This window comes from Phenylobacterium sp. (genome assembly GCF_035944335.1).
In the GTDB taxonomy this organism is placed as follows: domain Bacteria; phylum Pseudomonadota; class Alphaproteobacteria; order Caulobacterales; family Caulobacteraceae; genus Phenylobacterium.
Window position 1 is genome coordinate 19,566 of record NZ_DASZBG010000011.1, and the last position, 13,985, is coordinate 33,550.

Sequence of the window (13,985 nt, forward strand, 5' to 3'; positions counted from 1 at the left end):
CTAGGATCAGGCTTGGGCCGCCGGGCCGAATCCACCGCCCCCCGGGGTTTCGATCTCGATGACCTCGCCGGCCGCCACCCGAACCGAGAAGCAGCCTTGCAGCTTCGTAACCGAGCCGTCGAGCGCGATCAAACGCTGAGCCCCCGGAAGCCCGGGTCCGCCGCCGGCCAGGCCCTGGGGCGCGTGGTCGCGGCGCGATGACAGCAAGGCCGCCTGCATGGGCGCAAGGAAGCGGAGGCGGCGCACGGCCCCGTCGCCGCCGCGATGCTCGCCTGCCCCGCCGGAGCCCGGCCGCACGCCGAACGCCTCGAGGCGCACGGGGAAGCGCCGCTCGAGGATCTCGGGATCGGTGAGGCGCGAATTGGTCATGTGGGTGTGGACGGCGCTCTCGCCGGCCTGGGTGGCGGTCCCGCCCGCGCCGCCGCAGATGGTCTCGTAGTACTGCCGGCTCTCGTCGCCGAAGGTGAAGTTGCTCATGGTGCCCTGGCTGTTGGCCATGACGCCGAGCGCGGCATAGAGGGCGTCGACCACATGCTGGCTGGTCTCGACATTGCCGGCGACGACGGCGGCGGGCGGGCGCGGGTCGAGCATCGAACCTTGCCGCGTCAGGATCTTCAGCGGCTCCAGGCAGCCGGCGTTCAGCGGAATGTCGTCGTCCACCAGGGTGCGGAAGACGTAGAGCGCCGCGGCGTCGACGATGGCCGAGGGAGCGTTGAAATTGGTCGCCAGCTGGCCGGCCGAGGCGGTGAAGTCGAGGGTCGCCTCGCCCCGCGCGGCATCCACAGTGGTGGTCACCACGATCTCGCCGCCGCCATCCATGGGCACGCGGGCGTGGCCGTCGCGGAGCCGGCCGATGGCGCGGCGCACGGCGCTGGCGGCGTTCTGCTGCACGAAGGTCATGTAGCTGGCGACGGCGTCATTTCCGTAGCTGCGGATCATCTCCGAGACCGCCGCGGCGCCGGCCTGGCAGGCGGCGATCTGGGCCTTCAGGTCGGCAAGGTTCTGGTCGGGGCTGCGGCAGGGATAGGGGCCGGACAGCAGGGCGGCGCGAGCGTCGGCCTCCAGGAAGGCGCCGTCGCGCATGATCGGCAAGGCGTCGAGCAGGACGCCTTCCTCGTCGATGGTCTTCGAAAAGGGCGGCATGGAGCCCGGCTGGACGCCGCCCACGTCGGCGTGGTGGCCGCGGGCCGCGACATAGAAGCTGGCCTCGGCGTCGGCCGGATTCATGAACACCGGCATGACGACCGTGATGTCCGGCAGGTGGGTGCCGCCGGCGTAGGGATTGTTGAGCGCGTAGGCGTCGCCGGGCTTCAGCTGCGGGTGGCGGTCGCGCACGGCGCGGACGCTGGCGCCCATGGAGCCCAGGTGCACCGGCATGTGCGGGGCGTTGGCCACCAGCCCGCCGCCGGCGTCGAACAGGGCGCAGGAGAAGTCGAGGCGCTCCTTGATGTTCACCGAGTGGGCGGTGCGTTCCAGCGCCGCGCCCATGGCCTCGGCGACCCCCATGAAACGGCGGTTGAAGAGCTCAAGGGTGACAGGGTCGGGGCGGTCCAGGGCGATGGCGGCGGTTCGGGCCGCGGCGATGCGGGTGAGGCGGATGAGGCCATCGGGCTCGGCGGCCGCGCGCCAGCCGGGCATCAGGGCGATCTGGGTGTCGAGGCGGACGATCAGGGCCGGGCCGTCGATCTCCGTCAGGCCGTCAGCCTGCACGATCGGCGCGTCACGCCATTGGCCCGCGGCGTACATCTTCACGGTCTCCTTCTCCCGCTGCGGGAGAAGGTGGCGGCCGAAGGTTTCCGGATGAGGGGTTCCTCGGCGCGTGCGGCGCGACCCCTCTTCCGAGCCGCCCCGCGGGCCACGTTCTCCCGCAAGGGGAGAAGGTTGCGCCAGCGCCTCCACCTCGACCGTCGCGATGAGCACCGGCCGGTCCGCTTCGATGAAGCCGAACAGGCGGCGGTGGGCGGTCTCGAAGTCGACCCGCAGCGTCGCCAGGTCGGCCAGCGCCACGGGCAGTTCGGCGTCGGCGCCGTCGTAGCGCAGGCGCAGGGTGCGGCGCAGCTCCGAGGGCTCGGCGCCCTGGTCCGCCAGGGCGGCGCGGGCTTGCGCCTCGACCTCGGCAAGGAGGGCTTGCGCGCGCTGGAGGCCGGCGGCGTCGAGGCCGGCTTCGAGGCCGGATTGGCGCAGCGCCGTGACCTGGGCCTGGCCGATGCCCCAGGCGGAGAGCACGCTGCCATAGCGGGGACAGAGGATGTCGGAGACGCCCAAGGCCTCGGCGGTCTGGCAGGCGACCTGGCCGGCGGCGCCGCCGAAGGCCACCAGCGCGTGCTCGCGCGGATCGAAGCCGCGCTCGGTGGAGATGCGGCGCACGGCCTGGGCCATCTGTTCCACAGCCACGGCGAGGAAGCCCTCGGCGGCGGCTTCGACGTCGAGACCCATGGCCTCCGCGAGCCCGGCCAGGCGCGCGCGGGCGGCGGCGGGGTCGAGGGGCTGATCGCCGCCCGGCCCGAACACGTCGGGGAAGAAGCGCGGATCGAGGCGGCCGAGCAACAGGTTGGCGTCGGTGACCGTGGCGGGGCCGCCGCGGCCATAGGCGGCGGGGCCCGGATCGGCGCCGGCGCTCGTCGGGCCGGCCCGGGCGCGGTCGCCGTCGAAGGTGAGGATCGAGCCGCCGCCGGCCGCCACGGTCTCCACGTCGAGCATGGGCGAGCGCAGCTTGACGCCGGCCACCCGGGCCTGGTCGCGGCGTTCCAGCCGCCCGGCGTAGCGGCAGACATCGGTTGAGGTGCCGCCCATGTCGAAGCCGAGCGCGGCCGGCGCCTTCGCCTGCTCGGCGCTGCGGGCCACGCCCACCACGCCGCCGGCCGGGCCGGAGACCACGGCGTCCTTGCCGCGGAACGCCTCGGCGCGGACCAGGCCGCCGGCCGAGGTCATGAAGAACAGCGGCGCGCCCTCGACGGCCTCGGCGACCCGGCGCACATAGGCCTGCAGCACGGGCGTCAGATAGGCGTCGGCCACCGTCGTCTCGGCGCGCGGAATAAAGCGGGGGAGCGGTGAAACCTCGTGGCTCATGGCGACGAACTTGAAACCGGCGGCGCGGGCCAGCTCGCCCGCTGCGCGCTCGTGGTCGCCGGAGAGGTCCGAATGCAGGAAAGCGATGGCGGCGGCCTCGTAGCCTTGCGCGACGGCGGCCTTCAGCTTGGCGAGCAGGTCCGCCTCGTCGAGCGGAATAACCACGCCGCCGGCCGCGTCCAGACGTTCATGGGCCTCGATCACTCCTGCATAGAGCGGCGGCGGACGGGCGATGTTCAGCGCGAACAGGTCCGGGCGCGCCTGGTCGCCGATGACCAACGCGTCGGCGAAGCCTTTGGTGGTGACGAACAGCGTCCTGGCGCCGGCGCGCTCCAGGAGCGCGTTGGTGGCGACCGTCGTGCCCATCTTGATGGCCTCGACCCGGGCCGCCGGGAACCGTTCGCCCGGCTGAGCCCCCAGGATCCGGCGCATGGCCTCGACCGCGGCGTCGTCATAGGCGGGCGAGGCGGAGAGCAGCTTCAGCGAGGTCTCAGCGCCGTCGGAGGCATGGCCGATCACGTCGGTGAAGGTGCCGCCCCTGTCGATCCAGAATTGGTATCGTGTGCTCACGTCGGTCACCTAGACGCCACGCTCCGTCACGTCGCTGGCGTCGCCCCATTTGGCGATCCAGAAACGCCACCGCCTGTCCAAAACTTAACGTCCCGCAGAATTGTGTTCGCCCGGCTTCGGGCTTAAAGGCTCCCGCATAGCAACATGAGCTTCTGGCGCAAAATTGCAGGCCTCGCGGTGAAGAACCTCGACGAGGCGGAATGTCCCGACTGCCCTGCGGGCCTGCCGGGGGAGGATCCGTCGTTCTCCACGGCGGTGACGGCGCTTGGGGCCAAGCTCGCCAAGGCGGACGGCCGCGCTCAGGCCAGCGAATACGCCGCCTTCTCCGAGGTGTTCCAGGCCGAGGCGGGCTCGGACGGCAACATCCGGCGACTGTATCAGCTGGCGCGCCAGACAACGCGGGGCTTCGAGAGCTATGCGCGCCGGCTCGCCAAGCGCTACCGGCATTGCCCGCAGCTGCTGGAGGACGTGCTGGACGGCCTGTTCTACATCGCCGCGGCCGACGGGGCGGTGACCGGCGAGGAGCTGGTCTACCTAGAGCGGGTGGGGGAGCTGTTCGGCTTCTCGCCTCTGGTGTTCCGCCGGCTCAAGGCGACTCACCTCGGCTACGACAACGACGATCCCTATGTGGTGCTGGGCGTTCGCCACGACGCCGCCGACGAGGCGGTGCGCGCCGCCTGGAAGGCCGCGCTCTCCGAGGCCCATCCCGACCGCGCCCGCGCCCGCGGCCTGCCCAGCGAATTCATCGAGGTGGCCGAGGCCAAGGCCGCGGCGATCAATGCGGCGTTCGACACGGTGATGCGCGAACGCCGCGACATGGCGCTGGCCGGGGCGGCATAATCGCCATTCAGCCCGTCTTCAGCCTTGATGGCGCATCATCTTCAGTTGACGCATGCAACCGTGAAGCCGAGAACTTGCGTTATGCACCTCGGCTTGAGGTCTGAAGGAACGCCATGGTGAAGGAATTCGCCGCCCGTCATGGATCGGCCCTGCGCAGCCTGGCTGCCATCGGCGCGACGCTCGCGGCGGCCTGCGCTGTGGTCGTGGCCGCGATCCTGGCGGTGGTGTTCGCCGCCACGGTGGCGGTGATCGCGGTGATGTCGAGCGCGCTGCTGGCCTTGGCCGGACTTGCGCTGCGCGCCCGCCGCTCGGCCCGCGCCCGCCGCGACGACGGCGTCATCGAAGCCCGCCATCTCGGCGGCCACCACTGGGTGGCCTACGGCTGGAACGAGCGCAGCTAGCGCAGACTGTCATCCCGGTTTCGCGAAGCGAAGACCGGGACCCCCTGGTCCTGCAGGCTTTGAGCGCGGCGGAACGGCTGCGCACTCTCCGCTCCATCCGGCGCTGCGGGCCCCGGACCGCCGCTGCGCGGCTTCCGGGATGACACTCTGGTGTTGAGCCCGACGCAGTCCGCCTCTACCGTCTGGCTTCAAACAGATGTTCGGGAGGACGGCCATGACCATCGGCGTGATCGCGACGCTCAAGATCCAGGACGGCAAGACGGCCGAATTCGAGGCTTTCTTCGGGGAACTCGCCAAGCAGGTGCGGGCCAACGAGCCGGGCAACCTCGCCTATCAGCTGACCAAGAGCCGCACCGAGCCCAACACCTACAAGGTGCTGGAACTCTACAAGGACCAGGACGCGCTGACCCATCACGGCGGCACCGACTATTTCAAGGCGGCGGGCCCGAAGTTCGGCGCCGTGCTCGGCGGCCGCCCGGAGATCGAATACCTGGACGGCGTCGGGTGATCCGCCATGGACCTCGACTTCTCGCCTGAGGACATGGCCTTCCGCGAGGAGGTCCGGGCTTTCATCGCCGAGGCCTTCGATGCGGACATGCGCGGTCACGCGGCGCAGTCGAAGAACTCATCCATCGACAAGCCGGGCCAGGTCCGCTGGCTGAAGCGGTTGTTCGAGAGGGGCTGGATCGCGCCGGACTGGCCGGTGGAATATGGCGGCACGGGCTGGAGCCTGACCCAGAAGTACATCTTCGAAATGGAGATGGCCCTGGCCGGGGCGCCGTCGACTTCCAACATGGGCTTGCGCATGTGCGCCCCGGTGATCATGGCGTTCGGCACGGACGCGCAGAAGCAGCAGCACCTGCCGAAGATCCTCTCCACCGACGTCTGGTGGTGCCAGGGCTATTCGGAGCCGGGCGCCGGATCGGACCTGGCCTCGCTGGCGCTGAAGGCCGAGCGGGACGGCGAGGACTATGTGCTGAACGGCTCGAAGACCTGGACGACCTACGGCCAGTGGGCCGACTGGATGTTCTGCCTGGTCCGCACCAGCCAGGAGGAGATCAAGCAGAAGGGCATCTCCTTCCTGCTGCTCGACATGACGACGCCGGGCATCACCATCCAGCCGATTTACACCCTCGATGGGCCCAGGCCCGGCGACCAGGAGATCAACCAGGTCTTCTTCGACAATGTCCGCGTGCCGGTGAAGAACCGGATCGGCGAGGAAGGCCACGGCTGGACCTACGCCAAGTACCTGCTGCAGTTCGAGCGCGGCAACGCCTACGCGCCGGGGCTGCGGAACATGCTGGGCAAGGTGAAGAAGATCGCCGCGGTGGAGCGTGACGGGCGCGGCGGGCGGGTGCTGGACGACCCGGATTTCCGGCGCAAGCTGGCCGAGGCCGAGATCAGGACGGAAGTGCTGAACGCCACGGAGCTCAGGGTGTTCGCCGGGCGGGCCAACGGCGAGGCGATGGGGGCGGTGTCCTCCATGCTGAAACTGGAAGGCTCGCAGATGCAGCAGACCATGACCGAGCTCGCGCTGGAGGCGGCCGGGGTCTATGCCGCGCCGTTCGTGCAGGACACCTGGGCGGAGATCGAGGGGCGCATCAACACGCCGCGCGCCGGCCCGGACTGGGCCGCCACCGTGGCGCCGCAGTACTTCAACTACCGCAAGACCTCGATCTATGCGGGGTCGAACGAGATCCAGCACAACATCATGGCCAAGATGGTGCTGGGGTTGTGAATGCAGTTTGCCTTCTCCCCTTGCGGGAGAAGGTGGCCCGCGCAGCGGGTCGGGAGAGGGGTCGCGCCGATCCCTCCGGACAGCGGCAGGGGATTCCCGACGGATGGCGGAGCGAAACCGCTCATCCGTCGGGCCCTGCCCGACACCTTCTCCCGCAAGGGGAGAAGGGGATTACTTCCCGAGCTGTCCGCGGATGGCGCCGGCCGGCGCGGCCTTGGTGTGGACGTTCACGTAGTAGCCTGCCGGGTTGGCGACGAGGTCCTTGGCGACATCGGCGCTGGCGGCCGCACAGCCCTTGCTGGCGCCCGTGGCGTCGACGCCGGTGAACGGCACGACCGGCGGGCCGTTGGCGCCGGCGGCGCCCTTGTGGATGTGGGCCGCGGTGACTTCGGTGAGCCCCTTCGACGTGAGGTCCCAGCAAACCTGGTTCTTGTCGTCGACGCGGACCTTGGCCATGCCGGAGGCGTCGGCGCCGCCCAGCTTGGCGCTGAGGGTGGTTTCCGCGGCCGCCGCCGCGCTGACGAGACCCAGGCCCAATCCGGCGCCCATTGCGGCGCCGATAACGAGATAACGCATGTTCATTGAACTTCCTCCCCTGGTCCCCCTGACCGGAGTGGCATCAAAGGACCCCTCGCGCCCGCCCGTCAACGCCACGCGACTCAATTGCGGGTCGGGATGACCACCGGCAGGTGCTCGTAGCCATGCACGAAGGAGGAGTAGACGCGCTTCGGCTGGCCCACCACGTCGATCCGCGGGAAGCGGGCCAGGATTTCTTCCCAGATAACCTTGAGCTGCAGCTCGGCCAGGCGGTTGCCGACGCAGCGGTGGATGCCGAAGCCGAAGGAGAGGTGCTGGCGCACCCGCGGCCGTTCGATCCAGTAGTCGTTGGGCCGGTCGATGACGGTCTCGTCGCGATTGCCCGAGACGTACCACATGGCGATCTTGTCGCCTTCCTTGATCAGCTTGTCGCCGAGCTGGAAGTCCTGCAGGGCGCGCCGGCGCATGTAGGCAAGCGGCGTCTGCCAGCGGATGGTCTCGGAGACCATGGCCGGGATCAGCTCCGGATTGGCGCGCAGCAGCTTTTCCTGGTCGGGGTTCTGGCTGAGCGCCAGGACCGAGCCGCTGATGGTGTTGCGGGTGGTGTCGTTGCCGCCGACGATCAGCAGGATCAGGTTCCCGAGGTACTCCATGCGGTCCATGTCGCGGGTCGATTCGCCGTGGCAGAGCATGGAGATCAGGTCCGGCTTGGGCGGCGCGGCGGCGCGCTCGTTCCACAGGCGCATGAAGTAGTCGACGCACTCGAACAGCTCGGTCCGCCGCTCCTGCTCGGCGAGTTCCGGATCGGTGGTGGAGAAGATGCCGCTCTCGGGCGCAGCCGTCGCCACGTCGGACCAGCGGGTCAGCTTGCGACGGTCTTCCCACGGGAAATCGAACAGCGTCGCGAGCGTCATGGTGGTGAGCTCGATCGAGACCTTGTCGACCCAGTCGAACTCCTCGCCGATCGGCAGGTCGTCGAGGATCTTGGCGGCCCGCTCGCGGATCACTGGCTCCATCTTAGCGAGGTTGGGGCCGGCGACCACGGGGCTGACGGTCTTGCGCTGCTGGTCGTGCTTGGGCGGGTCCATGGCGATGAACATCGGCAGGGTGAAGTCTTCCGCCGGATCGGGCAGCACGATGGTCGGGATGGAGGAGAAGACCTGGTGGTTGGTGTCAACGGCCATGATGTCGTTGTAGCGGGTGACCGACCAGTAGCCGCCGACGTCCTTCTCTTCGGAGACCGCCCAGTGGACCGGGCTCTCCTTACGCAGACGCTCGAAATAGGGGTGCCAGGTGTCAGTGCGAAACGGCTCCGGATCGGCCGGATTGATCGCCTCGATGGGCATGGCATAGGCCGCCTCGCGGGCCGCGCGCTTCACGTCGATCGAGCCGTCGTCCATGGCAACCTCCAGCCGTCGCGCGATCATGGCGCCCCTGGGGTTCGCGAACAAGTTGACGCGGGCGTCATCCTTGGCCGGGCCGATATCGCCTGACGGATGTCCTTTCGGGAAATCGACGCCTGCGGCAGGTTGCGGCCGGGGAGGGCGATCCATGGTCGGCGCATGGCGGACGGTCCTGATCGGCGTGGTGCTGGCGAGCGCCCTGCAGGCGAGCACGGCGCGGGCCGCGGACGGCGCCCGGGCGGTGCTGGCCGCGCTGAAGGCGGCGACCGGCGGCAGCGGCTGGGACAGCGGCGGCGCGCTCGTCACCGAAGGCCGCAAGACCAGCTTCGGCCTGACCGGGCCCTATGAGGCCGTCGAGGACCTGACGAGCGGGCGGTTCGTGCGGCGCGCGGACTACGGTCTGTTCCGCAACGCCGAGGGACTGGACGCCCAGGGCCGCTGGCGGGTGGACAACTCCGGCGCGACGCACCCGCTGGACACCGAAGAGGCGCGCGAGGTGGCGGCGACGGAGGCCTTTCTGGCGCGGCGCGGCTATCTGCATCCCGAGCGGGGGGACGCGACCTATCGGCTGGCCGGCCGCGTCAGGGCCGGGGGCGCGACCTACGAGCGGGTGGAGGCGACGCCGGCGGGCGGCCGGGCGGTGACGCTGTGGATCGACCGGGCGACGCGCTACCTCGACCGGGCGGTGATCGAGCGCTCGAACCGGACGCAGACGCTGCGCTTCTCGGACAATCGGGCGGTGGCGGGGCTGGTGCTGCCCTTCGGGCTCGCGGTGGAAAACGGCGACCAGTCGGAGACCGGCGAGATCGCCGTGGCCCGCTACCGTCTGGACCGCGCGCCGGAGCCGCCGCCGGCGCGGCCCGGACCGCCCACGGACGCCAGCCTTCGGGTCGGCGAGGGTCCCGCCTGGCTGCGCCTCGATCCGATGAGCGGGTTCCTGCTGGTCGAGGCCCGGATCGACGCGGCCCCGCCGATGCTGTTCATCCTCGACACCGGCGGGCACGACGTCCTGACCCCGAGCACGGCCGACGCCCTGGGGCTGACCCGCGTCGGACATGGCTTCGGTCTCGGGGCCGGCGCCGGTTCGATCCCCACAGCCTACGCCAAGGTGGCGCGGCTGAGGGTCGGGGCGGCCGAAGTGGTCGACCAGCCGTTCGTGGTCCTGGCCCTGAACCTCGGCCAGGGGATCGGACGCGACGGCGCGATGAAGCCGATCGCCGGGATCATCGGCCTGGAGCTGTTCGAGCGCTTCGCCGCGACCCTGGACTATGGACGCGGCGAGTTGCGGCTGTGCCCATTCGCGGCGGCCGCCGGCGCGGACGGTGGCGCGGCCTTGCGCTTCTCCGACGACATGCCGCTGGCGCAAGGCGCGCTGAACGGGGTCTCGGCCTGGTTCGACCTCGACACCGGCAACAACGGCGATGCGATCCTGTTCAAGGCCTGGGTGATGGCCCACGGCCGGGCGGCGGGTCTCGCGCCGGCGGGCGGGCCCGTCACCGGCAGCGGGGTGGGCGGCGATGTGAGCTTCCGGCGCAGCCGCGCGCCGAGGCTCTCCCTGGCCGGCGCCGAGATCACCGGCCTGGACGTCCTGCTGGCGGGCGACGGCATGGGCAGTCTGTCGGGCCGCTTCGAGGCCGGCAATATCGGCGAGAGCGTGCTGTCGCGGTTCACCGTCAGTTTCGACTACGCCCGCGAGCGGTTCTGGCTGTCGGCGCCGGGAAGTTCCGGGATCTGCCGTCCGTCGCCGGCTGGTGACATGAAGCTGTCAGCAGGAGATGGCTAGGGTGGCTCGATGAGCGAATTGACTGGCGGATGCGCCTGCGGCGCGGTGCGTTACCGGCTCACGTCGGACCCCATGTTCGTGAACTGCTGCCATTGCAGCGACTGCCAGCGTCAGGTGGGCTCGGCCTTCGTGGTCAACGCCATCATCGAAGCCGACCGGATCGAGGTGCAGTCGGGCGAGATCGCGCCGACGCCGATGCCGACCGACAGCGGCCGGCCGCACGACGTCTATCGCTGCACGGCCTGCGGGACGACGCTGTGGTCCGACTATGGCGGCCGGCCGTTCCGCTTCATGCGGGCGACCACGTTGGACGACCGCGCGGCGCTCAAGCCCGACGCGCATATCTTCACCCGCTCCAAGCTGCCCTGGGTGCAGATTCCCGCCGACCAGCCGGCGTTCGAGATCTTCTATGACCTGGAGACCCAGTGGTCGCCGGAGGCCCTGGCGCGGCGCAAGGCGGCGTTGGGCGAGGCCTAGCTCCTGAGCACGGCCTTGAGCTTGGCGGCGAGGTCGCGCTCCACATAGGGCTTGCGCAGGATGCCGTCCTCGCCGGCGTCTTCCAGGACCGTGGTGTCGGCATAGCCGGTGACGAACAGGATCGGCACGTCGGGGCGCCGGGCGCGCGCCTCGCGGGCGACTTCGGCGCCGTTCATGCCGGGCATGGCGAAGTCGAGCAGCATGAGGTCTATGCGGTCCTCGCCGTCCAGCAGGTCGAGCGCCGCCCCGCCGCTGCCGGCCTCGATCACCCGGTAGCCCAGGTCGCCGAGGATGCCGGCGGTCACCTCGCGCACGGCGCTGTCATCGTCGACGACCAGGACGCTGAGATCGCCGGCGCCGATCGGATCGGCCTCGCGCTCGATTTCGGCAAGCGCCTCGGGGCCCATCTCCGCCCGGGGCAGATAGACCTTCACCGAGGCGCCTTCGCCGGGACGGCTGTCGATGCGCACGCCGCCGCCCGACTGCTTGGCGAGGCCGAACACCTGGCTGAGGCCCAGGCCCGAACCCTTGCCGACCTCCTTGGTGGTGAAGAACGGCTCGAACACCCGGGCCATCACCTCGTCTGTCATGCCCATGCCGGTGTCGGAGACGGCGACCATGACGTAATCGCCGGGCGGCGGGTCTTCCGGCCGGATGGAGGCGGGCAGGGTGACGTTGGCCGTCTCCACGGTGAGTGCGCCGCCGACCTCCATGGCGTCGCGGGCGTTGATGGCCAGGTTGAGGATGACCAGCTCGATCTGGGTCGGATCGATCATCGCCGGCCAGAGGTTCGGGGCGAGACGGGTGTCGATGACCACGCTGCCGCCCATGGTCGACTGCAGGAGATCATGCATGCTGAGCACCGTCTCATTGAGGTCGACCGCGCGCGGCTCCAGCCGTTGGCGGCGGGAAAAGGCCAGCATCTGGTTGGTCAACTGGGCGCCGCGCTCGGCCGCCTGGACGATCATCTGCAGCCGCCGCTGGGTGGCCGGGTCGTGCTCGGTCTTCTGCATCTGGCGGATGTTGCCCAGCACCACCATCAGCAGGTTGTTGAAGTCGTGCGCCACGCCGGAGGTGAGCTGGCCGACCGCTTCCAGGCGCTGGGCCTGCCGCAAGGCGGACTCGATGCGCTCGCGCTCCAGGATCTGGCTGGCGAGCTGGCGGTTGGCGGATTCGAGCTCGGCGGTTCGTTCTTCGACGCGGCGCTCCAGCAGCTCTTCGGCGGCTCGGATCTGCAGGATCCGGTCACGCGCTTCGTACTGGCGGCGGCGACCGCGCAGGGCGGTTTCGATGACGCTGACCAGGGTCGTGGGGTGGAAGGGGCGCTCCAGGAAGATGATGTTGCCGAGCGCCAGGCTGAGGCGGCGCGCCGCGGGGTTGCGTTCCAGGCCCCCGCCACGCTGGGCGAGCAGCACGATCGGCAGATCCGACCAGGGCGGCTGGGCCGCGATCCAGCGGGCCAGCAGGGCGTAGTCGGCGCCGGCCAGAGCCTCCTCGACAATCAGCGCGACGCCCGCCCCGCCCTCCAGCTCGGCGCAGAGCGACGCGAGGTCCGGGCAGGGTACGACGCCATGGCCGGCTTCTTCGAGGATGGTCCTGGCGATGGCGGCGTCGCGTCCCAAGGGCGCCAAAACGAGGACGCGCTCGGACGGAACGGGCTCGGTCATTCGCCCGGATCGCCCATCAGGCCCCGGCCGGGCCCCACGAAATTCGGCACGCCGCGCAATACCCCCTGAAACTGGGTCAGCGGTTCGCCGACGGTGAGGCCACCCTTGCTGATCTCGAACTCGCGGATCGTCTTCTCATGACCGCCGGAGCGTTTCTTGATCACCGACATGGCGCGGCGGACGTCGCCCATGGCTTCGAAGTAGCGGAGCAGCAACACTGTGTCGGCCAGGTAGGTGACGTCGACGGGGGCTTTCATGTCGCCCACCAGACCGTGCTGGGCGACGGTCAGGAAGGTCGTGGCGCCCTGCCGGTTGAGGTACTGCAGGAGCTCGTGGATGTGCAGGATCAGGAACTGCTCTTCCGGCATGGAAGCCTGGTAACCGTTGAGGCTGTCGATGATCACGGTGCGGATGCCGGTGTCGTCCACGCAGCGCCGGACCATGGCGGTGAACTCGCCCGGCGACAGCTCGGCGGCGTCCACCTGGTGCAGGACCAGTTGGTTGGCGTCGATCAAGGCCTGCAGATCGATGCCAAGGACCAGGGTGCGGTCGATCAGCAGCCCGATCTCCTCGTCGAAGGCGAACAGCGCCGCCCGCTCGCCCCGCCGGATCGCCGACAAGGCGAAGTAGATCGCCAGCAGCGACTTGCCGGTGCCCGCCGGGCCGAGGATCAGGCAACTGGAGCCGCGCTCCACGCCCCCGCCCAACAGCTCGTCCAGACCGTCCACGCCGCTTGGCAACGGGTCGCGGGCGAACCTGGTCTTGTGCTCGGAGGAGACCAGCCGCGGATAGATTTCCAGGCCGCCGGTCTTGATGGTGAAGTCATGGAAGCCGCCGCGGAACCGGCGGCCGCGGTACTTGATGACGCGGACGCGTCGCCGCTCGGCGCCGTACTCCGGGGCCAGTTCCTCCAGGCGGATCACGCCGTGGGCGACGCTGTGAACGGTCTTGTCGAGGGACTCCGTGGTCAGGTCGTCGAGCAGCAGCACCGTGACGTTCTGCTTGGAGAAATAGTGCTTCAGGGCCAGCACCTGTCGCCGGTAGCGCAGCGAGCTTTGCGCCAGAAGGCGGATCTCCGAGAGGCTGTCGATCACCACGCGGTCGGGGCGGATGCGCTCCACCGCCTGGAAGATCATGCGGGTGGTCTCGCCCAGCTCGAGGTCCGACGAATAGAGCAGCGATTGCTGCTGCTGCTCGTCGAGCAGGCTTTCGGGCGGGACCAGCTCGAAGATCTCGATGTCGGCCAGGTCCCAGTCGTGGGAGCGTGCGGTGTCGCGCAGCTCCTCCTCGGTTTCGGAAAGGGTGATGTAGAGCGTCCGCTCGCCGGCCCTGGCGCCGGCGCGCAGGAAGCTCATGGCCGTGGTGGTCTTCCCGGTCCCGGGGCTGCCCTCCAGCAGGTAAAGGCGATCGCGGGCCAAGCCGCCGACCAGGATGTCATCCAGGCCGGCAATGCCGGTGGAGGCCTGCATGGCGCGCCCCAGCGTCGCAGTATCCATCGCT

Annotated in this window: 11 protein-coding genes; 6 read left to right on the forward strand and 5 right to left on the reverse strand. The window is 69.9% G+C overall.

Features of this window, described 5'->3' with window-relative positions:
- Positions 1-6: 6 nt before the first annotated feature.
- Positions 7-3,639: a hydantoinase B/oxoprolinase family protein gene (locus VGT80_RS02530; protein ID WP_327452615.1), complete on the reverse strand. Its 3,633-nt coding sequence runs from the start codon at positions 3,637-3,639 to the stop codon at positions 7-9.
- Positions 3,640-3,783: 144 nt separating this feature from the next.
- Here VGT80_RS02530 and VGT80_RS02535 point away from each other — a divergent pair, with 144 nt between their 5' ends.
- The 4 genes from VGT80_RS02535 to VGT80_RS02550 all read left to right on the forward strand — a co-directional run bounded on the left by VGT80_RS02535 (position 3,784) and on the right by VGT80_RS02550 (position 6,618).
- The gene (locus VGT80_RS02535; RefSeq protein WP_327452616.1) at positions 3,784-4,479 is read left to right on the forward strand and encodes a TerB family tellurite resistance protein; all 696 of its coding nucleotides are present in this window, start codon (positions 3,784-3,786) and stop codon (positions 4,477-4,479) included.
- Positions 4,480-4,592: 113 nt separating this feature from the next.
- Positions 4,593-4,880: a hypothetical protein gene (locus VGT80_RS02540; protein WP_327452617.1), complete on the forward strand. Its 288-nt coding sequence runs from the start codon at positions 4,593-4,595 to the stop codon at positions 4,878-4,880.
- A gap of 214 nt (positions 4,881-5,094) precedes the next feature.
- Positions 5,095-5,388, forward strand: a complete 294-nt coding sequence (locus tag VGT80_RS02545) for a putative quinol monooxygenase (RefSeq protein ID WP_327452618.1) — start codon at positions 5,095-5,097, stop codon at positions 5,386-5,388.
- A 6-nt stretch (positions 5,389-5,394) separates the two neighbouring features.
- On the forward strand, positions 5,395-6,618 hold the full coding sequence (locus tag VGT80_RS02550) for an acyl-CoA dehydrogenase family protein (RefSeq protein WP_327452619.1): 1,224 nt from the start codon (positions 5,395-5,397) through the stop codon (positions 6,616-6,618).
- A gap of 171 nt (positions 6,619-6,789) precedes the next feature.
- Here the strand turns inward: VGT80_RS02550 and VGT80_RS02555 are convergent, their stop codons facing one another.
- Complete coding sequence (locus tag VGT80_RS02555; RefSeq protein WP_327452620.1) at positions 6,790-7,194, reverse strand: CHRD domain-containing protein; 405 nt, start codon at positions 7,192-7,194, stop codon at positions 6,790-6,792.
- Positions 7,195-7,277: 83 nt separating this feature from the next.
- Positions 7,278-8,555 carry a cytochrome P450 gene (locus VGT80_RS02560; protein ID WP_327452621.1) on the reverse strand — a complete coding sequence of 426 codons (1,278 nt, stop codon included), beginning with the start codon at positions 8,553-8,555 and terminating at the stop codon, positions 7,278-7,280.
- A 151-nt stretch (positions 8,556-8,706) separates the two neighbouring features.
- Here VGT80_RS02560 and VGT80_RS02565 point away from each other — a divergent pair, with 151 nt between their 5' ends.
- Complete coding sequence (locus VGT80_RS02565; protein ID WP_327452622.1) at positions 8,707-10,341, forward strand: pepsin/retropepsin-like aspartic protease family protein; 1,635 nt, start codon at positions 8,707-8,709, stop codon at positions 10,339-10,341.
- A gap of 9 nt (positions 10,342-10,350) precedes the next feature.
- The gene (locus VGT80_RS02570; RefSeq protein ID WP_327452624.1) at positions 10,351-10,818 is read left to right on the forward strand and encodes a GFA family protein; all 468 of its coding nucleotides are present in this window, start codon (positions 10,351-10,353) and stop codon (positions 10,816-10,818) included.
- On the opposite strand, the gene VGT80_RS02575 is transcribed toward VGT80_RS02570, so the two are convergent.
- Positions 10,815-12,485, reverse strand: coding sequence for a response regulator (locus tag VGT80_RS02575; protein ID WP_327452625.1), 1,671 nt, complete (start codon positions 12,483-12,485; stop codon positions 10,815-10,817). The two genes, VGT80_RS02570 and VGT80_RS02575, sit on opposite strands and share 4 nt — an antisense overlap.
- Positions 12,482-13,981 carry an ATPase domain-containing protein gene (locus VGT80_RS02580; protein WP_327452627.1) on the reverse strand — a complete coding sequence of 500 codons (1,500 nt, stop codon included), beginning with the start codon at positions 13,979-13,981 and terminating at the stop codon, positions 12,482-12,484. Before VGT80_RS02580 ends, VGT80_RS02575 begins: the two co-directional genes overlap by 4 nt.
- Positions 13,982-13,985: the final 4 nt, after the last annotated feature.

What these genes read in the sequence shown, in the direction of transcription:
- VGT80_RS02535 (WP_327452616.1), top strand. Translation starts at nt 3,784, where the DNA reads ATGAGCTTCTGGCGCAAAATTGCAGGCCTCGCGGTGAAGAACCTCGAC.
- VGT80_RS02545 (WP_327452618.1), top strand. Translation starts at nt 5,095, where the DNA reads ATGACCATCGGCGTGATCGCGACGCTCAAGATCCAGGACGGCAAGACG.
- VGT80_RS02565 (WP_327452622.1), top strand. Translation starts at nt 8,707, where the DNA reads ATGGTCGGCGCATGGCGGACGGTCCTGATCGGCGTGGTGCTGGCGAGC.
- VGT80_RS02550 (WP_327452619.1), top strand. Translation starts at nt 5,395, where the DNA reads ATGGACCTCGACTTCTCGCCTGAGGACATGGCCTTCCGCGAGGAGGTC.
- VGT80_RS02540 (WP_327452617.1), top strand. Translation starts at nt 4,593, where the DNA reads ATGGTGAAGGAATTCGCCGCCCGTCATGGATCGGCCCTGCGCAGCCTG.
- VGT80_RS02560 (WP_327452621.1), bottom strand. Translation starts at nt 8,555, where the DNA reads ATGGACGACGGCTCGATCGACGTGAAGCGCGCGGCCCGCGAGGCGGCC.
- VGT80_RS02575 (WP_327452625.1), bottom strand. Translation starts at nt 12,485, where the DNA reads ATGACCGAGCCCGTTCCGTCCGAGCGCGTCCTCGTTTTGGCGCCCTTG.
- VGT80_RS02555 (WP_327452620.1), bottom strand. Translation starts at nt 7,194, where the DNA reads ATGCGTTATCTCGTTATCGGCGCCGCAATGGGCGCCGGATTGGGCCTG.
- VGT80_RS02570 (WP_327452624.1), top strand. Translation starts at nt 10,351, where the DNA reads ATGAGCGAATTGACTGGCGGATGCGCCTGCGGCGCGGTGCGTTACCGG.
- VGT80_RS02580 (WP_327452627.1), bottom strand. Translation starts at nt 13,981, where the DNA reads ATGGATACTGCGACGCTGGGGCGCGCCATGCAGGCCTCCACCGGCATT.